Annotated in this window: 10 protein-coding genes; 3 read left to right on the top strand and 7 right to left on the bottom strand. The window is 45.2% G+C overall.

Annotation, left to right across the window (positions count from 1 at the left end):
• Nucleotides 1-39: 39 nt before the first annotated feature.
• The gene (locus tag MHN02_RS16375) at nucleotides 40-2,634 is read right to left on the bottom strand and encodes a DNA internalization-related competence protein ComEC/Rec2 (RefSeq protein ID WP_239247390.1); all 2,595 of its coding nucleotides are present in this window, start codon (nucleotides 2,632-2,634) and stop codon (nucleotides 40-42) included.
• 210 nt (nucleotides 2,635-2,844) lie between these two features.
• On the opposite strand from MHN02_RS16375, the gene MHN02_RS16370 reads away from it, so the two are divergent.
• Entirely contained in the window at nucleotides 2,845-3,372 is a 528-nt protein-coding gene (locus MHN02_RS16370; RefSeq protein ID WP_014949426.1) for a DUF2062 domain-containing protein, read from the top strand.
• A gap of 224 nt (nucleotides 3,373-3,596) precedes the next feature.
• Here the strand turns inward: MHN02_RS16370 and ligA are convergent, their stop codons facing one another.
• From ligA to smc, 3 genes are all read right to left on the bottom strand, one after another.
• Nucleotides 3,597-5,633, bottom strand: a complete 2,037-nt coding sequence (gene ligA, locus MHN02_RS16365; protein WP_239247389.1) for an NAD-dependent DNA ligase LigA — start codon at nucleotides 5,631-5,633, stop codon at nucleotides 3,597-3,599.
• 277 nt (nucleotides 5,634-5,910) lie between these two features.
• A complete protein-coding gene (zipA, locus tag MHN02_RS16360; protein ID WP_239247388.1) occupies nucleotides 5,911-7,488 on the bottom strand; it encodes a cell division protein ZipA in 1,578 nt (525 codons plus the stop codon).
• A 20-nt stretch (nucleotides 7,489-7,508) separates the two neighbouring features.
• Nucleotides 7,509-11,036 (bottom strand): chromosome segregation protein SMC, encoded by a 3,528-nt coding sequence (smc, locus tag MHN02_RS16355; protein ID WP_239247386.1) that lies wholly within the window; start codon nucleotides 11,034-11,036, stop codon nucleotides 7,509-7,511.
• 262 nt (nucleotides 11,037-11,298) lie between these two features.
• On the opposite strand from smc, the gene cysZ reads away from it, so the two are divergent.
• Nucleotides 11,299-12,036 (top strand): sulfate transporter CysZ, encoded by a 738-nt coding sequence (gene cysZ / locus MHN02_RS16350; protein ID WP_014979262.1) that lies wholly within the window; start codon nucleotides 11,299-11,301, stop codon nucleotides 12,034-12,036.
• 35 nt (nucleotides 12,037-12,071) lie between these two features.
• Here the strand turns inward: cysZ and MHN02_RS16345 are convergent, their stop codons facing one another.
• Both MHN02_RS16345 and nlpI read right to left on the bottom strand, forming a co-directional pair.
• Nucleotides 12,072-13,736 (bottom strand): sel1 repeat family protein, encoded by a 1,665-nt coding sequence (locus MHN02_RS16345; RefSeq protein WP_239247384.1) that lies wholly within the window; start codon nucleotides 13,734-13,736, stop codon nucleotides 12,072-12,074.
• A gap of 12 nt (nucleotides 13,737-13,748) precedes the next feature.
• Nucleotides 13,749-14,651, bottom strand: a complete 903-nt coding sequence (gene nlpI, locus MHN02_RS16340) for a lipoprotein NlpI (protein ID WP_014949420.1) — start codon at nucleotides 14,649-14,651, stop codon at nucleotides 13,749-13,751.
• Between the two features lie 135 nt (nucleotides 14,652-14,786).
• On the opposite strand from nlpI, the gene cdd reads away from it, so the two are divergent.
• The gene (cdd, locus tag MHN02_RS16335; RefSeq protein WP_336246518.1) at nucleotides 14,787-15,194 is read left to right on the top strand and encodes a cytidine deaminase; all 408 of its coding nucleotides are present in this window, start codon (nucleotides 14,787-14,789) and stop codon (nucleotides 15,192-15,194) included.
• Between the two features lie 93 nt (nucleotides 15,195-15,287).
• On the opposite strand, the gene MHN02_RS16330 is transcribed toward cdd, so the two are convergent.
• The gene (locus tag MHN02_RS16330; RefSeq protein ID WP_239247380.1) at nucleotides 15,288-15,956 is read right to left on the bottom strand and encodes a hypothetical protein; all 669 of its coding nucleotides are present in this window, start codon (nucleotides 15,954-15,956) and stop codon (nucleotides 15,288-15,290) included.
• Nucleotides 15,957-15,958: the final 2 nt, after the last annotated feature.

The raw sequence follows: 15,958 nt of genomic DNA, 5'->3' as shown, positions 1-15,958 counted from the left end.
TCGTTACAAGCTAATATTTCTGTCATTTGGCGATATTACTTAGTCTTTGAGGTGTCGCGGTGTAATGCCTGGTAAATACCAGCGTTTTTTCAACGTTCCACGTTGGGAATCTATATGGAAAGAATTCTTATCGAAGGTTGCGCTTATATATCCGTGATAGCTTGTTAAATATTGCGTTACGCCCAAACGCTCGTAACGTTTAGCCACAACATACGCAGGAAACTGCCATCGATTCTCATAACCTTGCGTAAAGATCACAGCTTTTGGTGCAACGTGTTCTATAAAAACATTGGTAGACGACGTTTTGCTTCCGTGATGCGGCGCAATAAGAATGTCGGCACTTAGATTTGTAGAACTCGCTAAAGTATCCATTGAAGCCCCCTCTGAAAAACCATCCATGATTTCACGGGTTATCAACGCGTACTCACTTGTTTTCTCAATGTCACCAAGAATTAACACGCTACCAGCGTCGCTTGTTATTTTAACCACACACGACATGGCATTGTTGTCTTCTTTGTTGCCATTTGGCGGCCATAGAAAATTGATTGTTAAGTTCTGCCAGCGTATACGCTTTCCTCGCTCACAACCTAATGTTGGTGTATAGAAAGTGGCTTTTTTAGCTAAGGCGTGTTGTTCAATGGCTAATGCGCCTCCTGCATGATCGTTGTCACTATGCGTATGAACTACAACATCTATATTCGAAATATGCTTACTTTCCAAAAAAGGTAAGAGATGTTTCGTTGCAGTATGAGCATTGCCATTAAACTGAGCGCCAGAATCAATAATCATAGCCCGACCTCCCGCAGTCACTGCAATAGCACTGGCCTGGCCCGCATCAAATACATGCAGCGCCCATATCGATTCATTGGTAGGTAACCACTTTTGAAAAATGCTTAGCGATGGGAGCAAGAGAAGCGCTACGCAGATAGCTTTGTACCGCCATGTTGGCAAAAGAAAAATAAAAAAAGCGACAATTAGACAAAGTGCCGCACCACTACTTACGTAAAAATTGATAGCGCTCCCAGAAAACTGACTAAGAACGTTCAAAAGCGATAACAAATACCCTAAACACACATCACTGTAATGCATAAGCATGCCCGTAACTTGTTGTGCGAAAGGCAACTCAGCAAAATGAAGGACTAACAACGAAATTAAACAAATAGGTAAAAGTAACGATATGACGGGCAAGGCGATTAAGTTGGTAACAACTGCAACAAAACTGGCGCTACCAAACCATATTAGGGTTAGGGGCATCATGATTACGGTAAGCGCTACTTGTAGTTTAAACAAAGACACATACCATGGTGCTCGCTGTAGCCCCCAAACAACAACTAAAAACCAAATGCACAGTACAGCCCCTATGCTCAAGTAAAAGCTAGCGTTTAATATAGAGAGAGGAAACAGCAACAAGCTCAAAGTAAGCATTGTGAGCCCAACATTTACTGGCCGCCATGCATGTCGAGAAAGAGACAGCACGCTCCCCATAGTTACCAGTATCAGCGCACGCACAACCGGCAATGCGCTTCCACTAAGCAACGCGTAACAAAAACAAGCAGCGACAAGCACACAAAGCACAGAGGCTCTAATTGGCGCGCTGGTTTGAAACATCTTACTTGTTTGCTGCTCTCTGTTCTTTCGACCTGTTGCCGGATAGTTGATGGAGGCTGAACGTACTAACCAATATTTCGCTCTGCCTAATAGGCTAGTAACATGCGTGAGTAAAAATATAACAGGGTTAAAAAACAACAAGCAGACCCCAGCGATAAGTGATAGATGCATGCCTGATATACTAAATATGTGCCCAGTGCCGGTGCGTTGTAACAGCGTCCAATCACCCAACGTAAAGCCCGTTTTATCCCCTAGCAGCAATGCGCGCCACCATCTTTCATGAACAAGGTCTAGCTTCTGCAATGTTGTAGCAAGTCCATAACGCACTGAGTGATTATGTTTTGTTTTATAGTGCTCTATCGACTTGATATAGCCAGTTGCATGAATAAATTGGCTAACCAACTGCTGTTGTCGGCTAGCTCCAACAGGATTAGCCGTACCGTATGCAGGTTTAAGTTTTACAATTGCGGTGAAGGTATCGCCGTTGTGCAAACAATTTAATTTCACCTGGGACGGAGAAACTGATTGAGGCCGCACGCCTATAGTTCCCTGTTGAGCATGTGCGATTTTCTTATTGGCTAAGCCTTCGCTTTTTCGATCATTTGGGAATTCATAACGTTGGTGAGTAAGACGAGCTTTGAAATTAAACTTGCTAGTTAAAACACGCTTAGGCAAGGGGGAAAGTATACCGTTGTCTAGAAATGTCGCTGTGCTTTCACGGTTGACAGACTCAATAGCGACAACATAGTGATAAGTTGATTCCAGCACCCTAGCTGTGCCGAAGACACATCCCCCCGACACAACTCGACCTGAAATTGTGACATCTTGTTGAATTTTCCCTTGGGGCAGTTGCCAAGCGTAGTAAAAATGCCCTACACTCGCCACCCAAAGTACTCCAGACAGCAGCCCGCTCACTGCCCAACATAGCAGCACCTCTGGAAATGCATGATGTTCAGCGGGTTTTGTCGTCGAAATGAATATAATAATAGTCACAGATATTATTAAAATGGCAATCATCAATGCCATGCTGTGAGTACTTGGAAGTTTTTGCCAGGAAACTGCACTTATTGCGCTAGCGCAAAAACAGCTTAAGCAAATTGTGATACGATTGACCATGTTTTCACGTAGCAATTGACAGTGAGTGAATGTGGGTGGTGCAAATTCATGTTGCGCAATTCCGTTTACTGTTATTTTTTCTGTCTTTTTTGATTTTATTTTCGAGATGCATTGAAATTTATGCCTAAGAAATTTATCCGACGTTTTTTGCCAGATCACCAAAGCATTAAGCAAAACAAAGCTTTAAAAATTTTTGGTAGCGTATTGCACGAGCCCAATCTGTGGCACTTAAACCGTCGTTCTGCATCTGGTGCATTTGGCATAGGTTTATTTTTCGCGTTTTGGCCGGTACCGTTTCAAATGTGGCTTTCTGCCGGTTTAGCTATTCCATTTCGCGCAAACCTGCCCTTATCTGTTGCAACTGTTTGGGTGACTAACCCATTTACTATCCCGCCTATATTCTATGGAGCTTACAAGGTTGGTACTACTGTACTTGGGACCAAGCCTGAGCATTTTGAATTTCAGTTTAGTTGGCAGTGGGTTGTAGAAAGCATTAATACCATCGGCCCTGCATTTCTAGTCGGGTGTGGAATTTGCTCGGTTGTATTTGGACTAGCGGGTTATTTCTCTTTGAACTGGGTTTGGCGCTTTCAAGTGAAAAAAGCCTGGGAAAGACGCAGACAAATGCGGAATCAAGAAGCCCACTAGCGTGAGAGCCCTACACTTGAGGGTTTGTAGAAATATTTACCTTTTCTCAAGCCCCTTACAACGTTCAGTACAAAGTACGCCGTAAAAGACAGAGCAAGAATTACAAAAAACGCCACTTCATAGAAGTGGCGTTTTTTATTGGTAACAATCAATATGAGTTCGGCGTTAATTTATTCAGGAAAACCATTACGCCGAGCTCTGTTATTGAATTTAAGCCAGACAGGCTACTTTTCATGCTCTGATAAAAAAGCGATAAGCGCAGCTTCGTCCCATACCTCCACATCTAGCTCTTGTGCTTTGGTTAGCTTGGAACCCGCTTTTTCACCTGCTACAAGAAAGTCGGTATTCTTACTTACCGAGCCTGCCACTTTTGCACCAAGTAACTGCAAACGGGCTTTCGCATCAGAACGCCCCATTTCGCTAAGCGTACCGGTAATAACGCATGTTTTGCCTTCAAGAGGCAAATTATCCGAATCTGGCTTTTCAATAGCTGGCCAATTAATTCCTTCTTTTAATAGCGCATCAATAACATCGGTATTGTGTGACTCGTTAAAGAAATTGAAAATGTGGGTAGCCACCACTTCGCCAACGTCTTGGACTTCAACCAGTGCTTCAAGCGACGCCTCGCGAATAGCCTCCAAGGTTTCGAAGTGCGCAGCCAAGTTTGCCGCAGTAGCTTCGCCAACCTCACGGATCCCCAATGCGTATAGGAACTTGGCAAGCGTGGTTTGCTTTGAAGCTTCTAGCGATGCCAGTAGCTTACTGGCAGACTTTTCAGCCATGCGTTCCAGCCCAACAACATCGCCTAACGAAAGTGTGAAAAAGTCGGCGGGACTGTGCACAAGATCAGCGTCAACTAACTGATCGACTAACTTGTCGCCCAGACCATCAATATCGAATGCTTTACGCGAAGCAAAATGCTTAAGCGCCTGCTTGCGTTGTGCGGCACAAATTAACCCACCGGTGCAACGGGCAACCGCTTCGTCTTCTAGTTTCTCAACCTGCGAGTCACACACTGGGCATTGGCTTGGGAAGGTAATGTCAGTTTCGCTACCTGTGCGATTAGCTTCTACCACAGATACCACTTGAGGAATTACGTCACCCGCACGGCGGATCACCACAGTGTCGCCAACTTTAACGCCTAATCTGGAAATTTCGTCCTGATTGTGAAGCGTAGCATTAGATACTGTAACTCCGCCTACAAACACGGGCTCTAAGCGGGCAACCGGCGTGATCGCACCAGTCCTTCCTACTTGAAACTCAACGTCCAGTAACTTAGTCACTTCTTCTTGTGCAGGAAACTTCTGCGCAATCGTCCAGCGAGGCGCTCGAGCAACAAATCCAAGGGCATTTTGCAGGTCAATACGGTTAACCTTAAACACAACGCCGTCAATGTCATACGGCAAACTGTCGCGCTTTTCCAAAATGTGGTTGTAGTAGGCCAAGCAGCCCTTACCGCCCTCGGCGGTGTCGATATCAGGGCACAGCGGCAGCCCCCAATTACCTAATTGCTTAAGGCGCTCGCTGTGTGTTGTGGGTAATTCAAAACTTTCAGGTTGCACTACGCCAAGAGAATAAGCATAAAACATCAGCGGGCGCTTGGCCGTAATTTTAGAGTCTAACTGTCGTAAACTACCGGCCGCAGCATTACGAGGGTTGGCAAAAACCTTGCCCCCCGTTTCTTTTTGGTGTTCGTTGAGTTTTGCAAAGCCCTCACGAGGCATAAACACTTCACCGCGCACTTCTACGCGCTCAGGATAATGCTCACCACGAAGCGTTAACGGCACATTAGAAATGGTACGCACGTTAGCCGTGATATTCTCGCCTACCTGGCCGTCACCACGGGTTGCAGCACGCATTAATTCGCCATTTTCATACAGAATACTTACCGCTAAACCATCTAGCTTGGGTTCGCAGCTAAAATCTAACGTTGCCGAATCTTTTAGTCTGTCTTTTAAACGTTTTTCGAAGGCAAGCAGTGATTCTTCATCAAAGGCGTTATCCAGCGACAGCATAGGAACATCATGGGTAACTTGTTCAAAGGCCGATAACGCTGCGCCCCCTACTTTTTGACTGGGAGAATTCGGGCTTTGAAGCGTAGGATATTGTTTTTCTAGCGCAATAAGCGCCTGCATATCTCTATCATATACTGAATCAGGAACCGAAGGGTCATCCATCACATAGTACTGATAGTTGTACTCATTAAGTGTGTTGCGAAGTGTTGCTATTTGTTGCTTTGCTTGTTCTAAAGAATCTGACATGGAGTTGTTGTCACGCCGTTTAAATAGTTAAAAGTATTACAATTCGTTGCCAAGGCCTATTCGCCCAAGCCGCTGTATGTTCCAAATGGGCTGCAAAAACCTGGCCTATTTCAGTCATGTTGTGAAACGTACAGCCACGCTACATTGCTATGGCTTGCTAGCCCTTGTTATACATCAAAGATCAATAGAAAAGGACCTGGGTATGAGCCAAGTCCTTTTTTGTTTTTGCACCTACATGAATAATCCACAAGATTGAGGCGCAAGTGATAAATTAACGCTAGCTGCGCGCAATCATACGCTTGCGCTCGAACTCACGAATTTTCTCGACGTATTGCTGTAAGCCCTGCTTCGTTAATACGCTTCGGCGTCCATCAAGTACTTGTGCGCCGAACTCATCTGCCAATTTGCGGGCTGCATTGTGCATCATGTTAAACACTTGATGAGGGTCACCCTCAATAGGCAATATCATAAACAGTGAAATACCTTGGGTTTCAAAGTTCTCTAGGTTATCAATATCGAAAACCCCAGGCTTAAACATGTTAGCAAGGCTAAACAATACTGGCCCTTTGCCGTTTGAGTTTACGTGGCGGTGGAAGATGTCTTGATCGCCAAATTTAAACCCTAATGTTAATAGCATAGGTAATAGTGCAGCGCCTGAAATGGGCTCGCCTTCTGGCGTTCTTACATTTAATACCAAAACCTCGGGTTCAATCGACGACTTAGCGGTCTTTGATGTAGTTCCAGCACCATCATTACCTGACTCATTAGCACTAAAGCTTTCATCGCCAAAATCAGCGCTAGCTGCTTCACTGGTGTCAAAATCAATACGCATTTGATCGTCACCAAAATTCGGCTCTTCACGTCTTCTCACTGGCGTTTTGCTTCGTTTGTTACGTGCAAAACGTCGCGGCTGTTCATTTTCTTCATGAACATCGCTGGATGAAACAGACTCTTCGGGTGCATCTAAACTAAAATCAGCAACTTCTCTTTCGTTTTTAGCCGGCGGTTGCACCGCTTGGGGCTCTTCTTCAAGCGTTGGGTCGATATAAAACTTCTGTGCAGGACGAACTGGTTCTGCACGCCCTCTTTCTTGATGACCGCCCGCCTGACTCTGAATTGGGTCATGCGATTGCGCGCTTTCCGCTCTCTCCTGATTACTTGGAGTATTTGGTTGTTCGCTTTCTTCACGCTGACCATTCGACGCTAAAGACACTTCCTCTTGCTCTTCGCCTTCACGAAGTAAGAAACCTGGAGGTTCAGGGAACGCAGCAAGGCTTTCATCACCTCTGCTAGACCCTTTGGTTGATCCGCCATCGGGTCGGGCTTGGCCTTTCATGTGCGGCTTAGGATTCGTAACCACAGAACCGTAAAGCTTTGGCGCTTTCTGGGCTTCTTCTTTGGCATCAGACTGCTTAGCAGTATCACCAACATTGCTTGAGCGTTTACCCGCATGCTCACCATGTGCGCCCTCTTTTTCATCACCTTGCTCTTTTGACGTAGCGTGTTGAGACAAGCTATCGTCGTCATCAGCTTCTTCGCTGCTGTAAGCATGTTTTTCATTGATATCGTGATGTGCAGGGCCATTTGCCGTATTCGTCGATACGTCGCTTGCAGCCTCATGCTCTTGGTTTTGCGATTTACTAACTACACGCACCGCACCAATGCCCAGCTCGTCAAACCCTTCCTGTTCGTCCGACTCAAAATCGTTGTCATCATCTTGCCACTGACGGGGCTCTAAGCGCTCTTTTTCTGAAGGCTTACTGTTTTTACGAATTTTCCAAATACCATGGGCAAGCACTGCGATGATAAAAACCGTGCCTCCAAGGAGTAAAAATAGACGTAATTGATCTTCCATTTAATTTCTTTCGCCCTTTGTTATGCTTCTGCGAAGGCTACAGCCTCGTCCACATCTACCGCCACCATGCGCGAAACTCCCGGTTCCGCCATGGTAACACCGGTTAGGTGACTGGCCATTTCCATCGCTATTTTATTGTGGGTGATATAAATAAACTGCACTGTTTGTGACATTTCTGACACTAAGTTACAAAAGCGCCCTACATTTGCATCATCCAATGGTGCATCTACTTCATCCAGCAAACAAAACGGTGCCGGATTTAATCTAAAAATAGCAAACACCAATGATAAAGCGGTTAATGCTTTTTCTCCACCGCTTAAGAGGTGAATCGTACTATTTTTCTTACCGGGGGGGCGAGCCATTATCGTCACCCCAGTTTCTAACAAATCGTCATCGGTAAGCGCAAGATACGCCGAACCGCCCCCAAACACTTTGGGAAATAACGTTTTAAGGTCTTCGTTAACCTGTTCAAAGGTGGTAGAAAAGCGCGTGCGAGTTTCTTTATCAATTTTACGAATGGCCGACTGTAGCGTTTCCAAGGCTTCAGTAAGGTCGTTGTGCTGTGTATCTAAATGTGACTTTCTTTCCGACTGGGTTTCATACTCTTCAACTGCGGCTAAGTTCACTGCACCTAAGCGCTGCAAATTAGCCTGCGTTTTTTCAAGGTCTTCTTGCCAGCGCTTCTCTTCGGCATCTTCAGGTAAGGTTTCTAGAATGCTCTTCAGCGACTGCTGCGTTTCATCAAGCTGTTCTAAAATCGTATTCGCACGTACCCGATATCCTTCAATATCAATGTTAAGTTTATCGATATTGGTTTGTCGCGTTTGAATGTCTTTACCCAGAGCTTGATGCCCTTTTTCAGCTTCTCGCAACCACTGCTCTATATCTTCAAGACTACTTTGCTTAGCACTTTTCAGCTGTTCTAATTCCGCTTTGTTTTCCAACAACGACTGAAGCTCTGCTTCTTGAATTTCTTCAGGAGACGTCAGCTGTGTAAGTTCTTTTTGTAATCTTTCTTTGTTTTTTATGTACTCTTCACGCTGCTGAAGGTTACGTGTAACCTGTTGGCTATATAAATTCTGGTGGTTCTCTAGTTGCTGCTTCTTAAGTGCAAGCTCATGATTTTGCGACGTTAATGTATCAACTAACGCGCGCAACTCTGACGCAGTTCGCTCATTTGCATCACGCTTAGCGTTCACATCGTCAATGTGTACTTCGTGTTCAAGAATTTGTGCCTCTTGAAGCTCTAATTTTTCCGAAAGCTGAGCTAACTGCTCTTCTTCTTTCGCTAACATTAACTCTTGCTTTGCTAACTCGTCATTAAGTTTGGCAGTGCGTGTAGACTGTTGCTCTTGCTGCATTTCAAGCAAAGAAAGTTTATTTTTAATCTGTGCGCGCTGGTTTTCTTTTTCACCCAAGGCGCTCTGAATAGCCTGCTTTTGCGCTACGCTCTGTTCAAGTGCCTGTTTAGCGCGCTCTAGTGAATGCTCAATCTCATCTATAAGGCTTTCAGTTTCTTCAATGCTTTCTACCAGTCCCTTAATTTTGTTCGCCCGCTGCAAAGCACCGTCGCTTGCTTCGCCAGGTTTCACTACCCACTGCGAGCTTGCCCACAACCCTGAAGGCGAGATTGCGCTAGTAAACCCCTTGGCTATACCTTCAGGTTCATCATCATTGTCAAAAGCACTTTCAATCGTTGCCGCAAGTTCGTCATCGTTGCTACAAAGGTAAATGTCATTAAAAAATGCGGGAACACGCTGTGTTGACGATTCATTAGTGCTAGATTCAGTTAATAAAGCGTGTGCAAGTGAACCCGATCTGGCAGTGCTTACAAACGCCTTATCGGTAAACACTTTAATGCCGCTTGGCAAATAAGCGTGGTTTTGCAGCAGTGCCTGTATGTCATGGCTTTTAGCAACAACGGGGTCTTTGGTGTGTTGTAAAATCGATTCTACGCAAGGTGCAAGAGTTTGGTTAGAGCTAAACTGCTGCCACAGCTTTTCTATTCCGTCTAACGTTACGTCTTCATTATTTGAGGCATCTTGTTGAAGCGCTTCTAGCGCAGCTTTTGTGGACAGTGCAGTTTGTAACTGGCCCTGTGCATCACGGCGCTTCGCTTCTATTGCGTTGACTTCGTCTTGTTGCTGCGACACCTTTTGATTAGACTCTTGAAATAATTGCTTAGCTTCATCAAGGTCAAAATCGAGTTCGCTACATTGCTCTTCTAAAAGCGTTATCTGACTGGCAAAATCTTCTTCATCTAGCTGTTTTAGCTCGTCTTGTAGTTCGCTGATACGCTGAGAAGTGCGTAACTGCATGCTCATCGTTGACTGAATTTGGCTATGGCATTGCTGAACATTCTGACGAAATTGATTGTAGGTTTGTTCTTGCGCTCGCGCTTGTGCGTTAAACTCTCTTAGCGCTTGTTCAGCGTCTTCAAAACGCTCTTTGGCATGCTCTAACTCTGCTTCCTTAAGGGCAAATTCAGGCTCAATGTTTTCAAGCGCCTCGTTTGATACCGCAAGCGCTTCCTGTGCCTCGTCAATAGAGTGGTTAAGCAATTCGTGTTGCTCGCTAATTCGTGCTAACTCTTGCTCTACCTGCCCTTTGCGTTGTTTTGCGTGCAGCGCATTTTGCTCTAGTCGTGTTATTGCGTTACTGGCAGTAAACAGCTGCTGCTGAAGATCATCTATGGTTTGTTTTGTTTCCAGCTGCTTTGTTTTATACGACTCAAGCCCAGCTTCGTCGCCCTGTAGCCGAGCCACTAAGTCGTCCACTTCTAACTGCAGTGCTTGCTGCTGTTTTTGCAGCGCTTCAATATGTTCACTGTTTTTCAGAAAACGAAGGGCTGCTAACTGGCCTTTTAGCTCTCTGGCTTGTGCACGTAGCGTTTTGTATCGAGTAGCCGCAGCAGCCTGACGCTGTAATTTTTCGAGCTGCTTGCCCAATTCATCGCGCACATCATTCAAGCGTTCAAGGTTATCTTGCGTGTGCCTTATACGGTTTTCTGTCTCTCTGCGGCGCTCTTTGTACTTTGAGATACCCGCGGCTTCTTCTATGAATACACGCAAATCCTGTGGCTTAGATTCAATAAGCCGCGAGATCATACCTTGCTCAATGATGGCGTAAGACCGGGGGCCTAGCCCTGTTCCTAAAAACAGATCGGTGACATCACGCCGGCGACATTTAGTGCCGTTTAGAAAATAGGTAGAGGTGGCGTCCCGTGTAACTAAGCGTTTAACAGATAGCTCATTGTAGTTGGCAAATTCACCTGCTATCCGCCCTGCACTGTTGTCGAAAACAAGTTCAACGCTACATTGCCCCACTGGCTTACGAGACGAAGAGCCATTAAAAATCACGTCGGTCATTGCATCGCCGCGTAAGTTTTTGGCAGAACTTTCACCTAAAACCCAACGTACAGCATCAATGACATTCGACTTGCCGCAGCCGTTAGGACCTACGATGGCGGTCATTTCGCCGGGGAATGGAATAGTAGTTGGCTCAACAAAGGACTTGAAACCCGCGAGCTTAATCTTTTTAAGCCTCACACATCATCCCTCTTAAACACAAAGCTGCACGCGGTATCGCCTTGATATTAGCCAGAAACCAGCTAACCATCGGCTGAAATAGCAGTTGATGTAGAAATGATGCAATCACACGGAAGATTCTTTTGTTATTATGCTTCGACTCTACCAAATCTAACAGCTTGTAACAATTACCATTTCACTGAGTTAGGCAGAGAATACGCCAAGCGCGTATGATAGAGCAGATAGTTAACAAACACAGCGTTTCAAACGCGAAGGAGTACGAATGAGTTCAGGCGGTGTACATTATTTCTTTGAAGGCTTTTCGCTCATAAAAACCAAAGGATTAAAGCGTTTTGTTTTTGTACCCCTAACAATAAACTTAGTGCTTTTTTCTGTGGCTTTTTACTTCTTATTTGGCCAAATAGAAATGGGCATCGCTTATGTGATTGACCTTGTACCTGAATGGTTAGGCTGGATCAAAACAGCGATCAGCTTTTTCTTGTGGCCCCTAGCAGTCATCAGCGTATTGCTCATTTTCGCACTCATCTTTGGTACACTGGCAAACTGGATTGCAGCGCCGTTTAATGGCGTTTTATCAGAAAAAGTAGAACGTCATTTAACGGGTCAAGATTTAGGTGACGAGGGCGTGATGTCTTTAGTTAAAGACATTCCTAGAACTGTAGGCCGTGAACTTACCAAGCTCGTTTGGTATTTACCTCGCGCTATTGGTTTTTTGTTATTGTTCTTTTTCCTACCTATTATTGGGCAAGTCTTGTGGTTTTTATTTAACGCCTGGATGATGGCAATCCAGTACTGCGATTACCCATACGACAACCACAAGATAGATTTTACGCGCATGCGCCTGCACCTTGGCGAACACAAAGGGAAAGCGATGACGTTCGGAATGATGGTGAATATATTCTCACTTATTCCCGTGGTTAACTTTATCGTTATGCCCGTAGCAATTTGTGGTGCAACGTCTATGTGGGTAAGAGAGCTTAAAGATACACTCGCCAAATAGTGGCGAGTGCATTGTTTTAGTAATGACAACTGCGGTTATTTGCCACCAGTAAACGCTTCGTATTCAGCTAACCAGTGTGCGGCTTCTTTTTGGTTGCCGCTATTGTGGAATGCCTGGAAGAAATTCATTGAAATAGGTCGCTGGGCATTTTGTTTTTCCAGCTGCTGCTGCCACAGTACCAAATATAAAGGCGGGATCACGCCGCTATCGTGATGTTCCATAAAGGTAATTCTGCGGCTGGGCTTATAGCTGTTTTCCCCCAATACGGTGCACGTTTTGGCGCGTGCAATAATGGTTGCAGGATCTATCTCTAGCCAATTTTCGACCGTTTTGTGAGGTGCATACCAGTACTCAGAATCTACGATTAGGTTTGGTGGTGCAAAATCGCTTATTCCATCTTCATCGCACAGCCTATTCGCCATGCCCTTGCCAATAGGATATTCGTCAGCGAAGCCTGCGAAGTGCGCTAGCTCATGAACAAACACTGAATAAGCGTCACTGATGTCTAAGTACATTACGCCGTTTTGAACATTTGCCTTACCCTGCTCTGCCACTACTACTGCATGACTAAATTTCTGCTTTTTCGCAATGCTTGCCAAAGGAGTAATACTACAGCCTAAGATCCCAGCGTTCTTATAATCCGGATCGCAGCTTAGTACATCGGGTTTAAGCCAAATAGGCGGGGCCAGGCAAATAGAAAGGTTCTGCAGGCGCTTGTCGTCATTGAATGAGTTATAAAGACTGTGAGCACGCATGATAGTAGCTAAACTGGTAGCAAAAGGCTGAATACGCTGAAGGCATTTCCCTTCATTCTCCCAGTTAAATGAAGGAGACTGCTTTAGTGCTTGCTGTATAGAATACGGCGTGTAGAGATTGATGGCCTCTAAGGCTTTTTCTGCTTGAAGATGCCCTTTCTTCGCGGCAAAGCTAAAATGCTCCTTAGCCTCAGAAAATTCCCCTTCGTCCCACAGAAGGCGAGCATACTTAAATGCACTTTGCATGTCTAAGGTTGCTGTTGCTGCGAGCAGTGGTTTCGCTAGTTGTTGTTGCCCGTGTAGAAGATACCAATCGGCCAATGCGGCCTGTGCGGGTACGTAGTTTTGTGAAGCCGCGCGTACCAGCCACTTCTCACGTTTTTCTGGCGAATCAGTAGACATTGCAAACGCAAGCTGTGCTTCTGCGACCTCGCCGAGCGCCGCTAAGCGCATAAAGCGCTGTGACGCACCTTCTTCACCTAATATTTGGTACAGCAGCCATGCAGCGTCTGCGTTTTCAAGATTAACTAGCTTCTCTAGAAAATAGATTGCAGTGGTTTCATCAATATAGTCAGTAGCAATAAAGCCTGCGTTATACGCACGCTCAAATTCACCGAGCAAGCGTGCCTGTGCATTTTCACTGCCCTGCTTTGCAGCTAACCAAAGTAGCGCTAGTGCATCATGCTTAAGGTGATAGTTAGAATAATTGAAACGTTCGGTATTAGCCGAAGTTTGAGCGTCGGGAGAAGATTCTGTGCTGTCCTGTTCCATGCCGTCGGCAGCATTTACTGAAGCAGAACTCGCCTTTTCAGTTGGGTCGCTATCTGACACTAGGCTTGCCGGCGTAAGCACCTTGCTTGCATTAGCAATTAGCTGCGGGACATAGCGTCCGCTATCGCCCGCAACTATGAGCAGTGCGAACACTGCTAAAAATAAGCCTCGCATAACGCTTGCTGCTTACTCTTCGCTAACCAGATCGCTGCTAGCTAGTTCACGCAAACGGTTAAGTTCCATTCGTGCGTAGCGGTGTTCAACGTAATCAAATACATTGGTGCTTAATGCAAGCTTGAAGTAATTTGATGCAATACCACTGTTGCCGCGCTGAGTATGAAACTTACCTAAGTAAAAATACGCTTCACACAACCTGTCTGTTAACGCTTTTTGGCTTTTCACACCGTCTAACAATGAGTTAAGTACATCGTTCTCATCAACAGTACCTAAAAACAAATCCACCAGCGTAGTAGCCCAGTGCTGGTTGTCCAGCGTTGGTCGAATAGAAGCTAAGTATTTTTGTCCTTCAAGCTCTGACACGTCGTGATGCGCAAAGTAAGCCCACAGAGCGCGAAATGGATCGCTGTCATCTTTTTCAAAAAAGCGGTTAAGATCGTTGGTCGCGAGTTCGGCGCGGCCACCGTAATAAAGCGCAATACCGCGATTTAGGAACGCGAAATCATACTCTGGGTTAATTTCCAGCGTAGAGTCGAATGCGTCGTAAGCCTGAATAAAGTCGTTCTGCTGAATATAGTGAATACCCATAGAATTATAGGCTTCAGCCAAATCTGGCTTTAAATTAATGGCTTGGGTGTAATCAAACTGCGCTAAGCCCGATAAGCCCACGCTGTCGTACAACATGCCTCGTTGAAAGTGCAGTTCAGCTTTGTCTTCATCTGATAACGCAGGGCTGGTAAGCACCTGATTGTAACGAGCAATAGCCATTTCGGAACGAGGATTAATGGGCGCAGGTTCGGCTAAAAGCAGGTTTCCCATTTGTGGTCTTTCTGAAACAGGTGGTGTTTGCGCACAACCGGTTAAAATAGCAGCGAATAGAGAAAAAAAGATGAGACTAACGTTTCTGCACATGGTAAAAAAGCATTCTATAAAAAAAGAAAAAACCGCCTGAGTATTAAGTATACGCTTGTTGCGGCGCTAATGCCGCCAACCTTCTCGCATTTGATGATAAAAGTAAAGCGTATTGGGTGGTTAACACAGGTAGCTATGAAGAAAAATAATTTAGAACAACTATCACAACTTGCTTTTGACGCACAGAAAAACTCACACTCACCTTATTCCAACTTCAAAGTTGGTGCTGCGGTGCTTACTCCAAGCGGCAAAACCTTCTCTGGTTGTAATGTAGAAAGTGCTGCTTTTCCATTAGGACAATGCGCTGAAGCCACAGCTATTGGCAATATGGTCACACAGGGACAAAAACGTATCTCGCATATCGTTATTGCGAGCCCGAACGACGAGTTTTGCTTTCCGTGCGGTGGATGCAGACAGAAAATTGCTGAATTTGCCCCAGATGAAACTCCCGTAACCATGGTAAGTCAAAACGGCGAGACATTCGAAACCACCATTGGTGAGTTACTTCCAAATGCCTTTAGAGCACACGATTTAGACAAATAAGTCATTCCTAAAATACTGTTCGTAATCGAGGCTCGAGCGAGTTTCACCGCCCTTACTTCGTTTACGAACGCATCCAGCTAAACGCCCTATAAATCAGCACATCAACGGCTTACTCGACTGTTTAATTGAAAGTATTCTTCCTTGCGCATCAAAGGCGAGCGCTACATGCGTGCCAATATTGATATCCCCTTCTATGCGACCGTTAATATTTAATGATGCAATAAGGTTTTCAGAAACCACAACTTGCTGATTTTTGCAGCTCACCAAGAGCCAATACCCATTTTGCGCCGTAAGCGTGGCTGGCTCTAACGTAACCGCTCTAGCGACTAAATTGCTTTCAATATATTGTTGAGTATAGGCATTAAATCGCGCTTTATAATCAGTTCCGGCTTTACCAGCTAGCAGCTTATCTTCCCCTTCGAATCCGTGATATTGAACAATGTCTACACGGTGTGCTGCCGTCTGTAATGGCGACGAATGATTACGTTGGAATGTACCGATATTGTATACGCCCAACATGGCAACGATTGCGAATGCCACAGCCGTAAAACGTAAGGTTGAAGAAGCGAAGTACGCTCGAATATTAGCAGCCGTAGCAGCAAATACGCGTTTTATTCCACTATCACTTTCTATTGCCTTGTTGTACGCGAGAACCCTTTCACGAATTTTAGCATTAGCCTTTTCGCTCATTCCATCATTTTGCTTTTGTACCTGCTGGCTGCGTTTAAACGCATCTTGTAGCTCTTTATCTGATGTAGACATGA

This window comes from Alteromonas sp. CNT1-28, assembly GCF_022348345.1.
Lineage (GTDB): Bacteria > Pseudomonadota > Gammaproteobacteria > Enterobacterales > Alteromonadaceae > Alteromonas > Alteromonas macleodii.
Note: the sequence above shows the minus strand (reverse complement) of the source record. Positions and strands in the feature narration are given on the sequence as shown.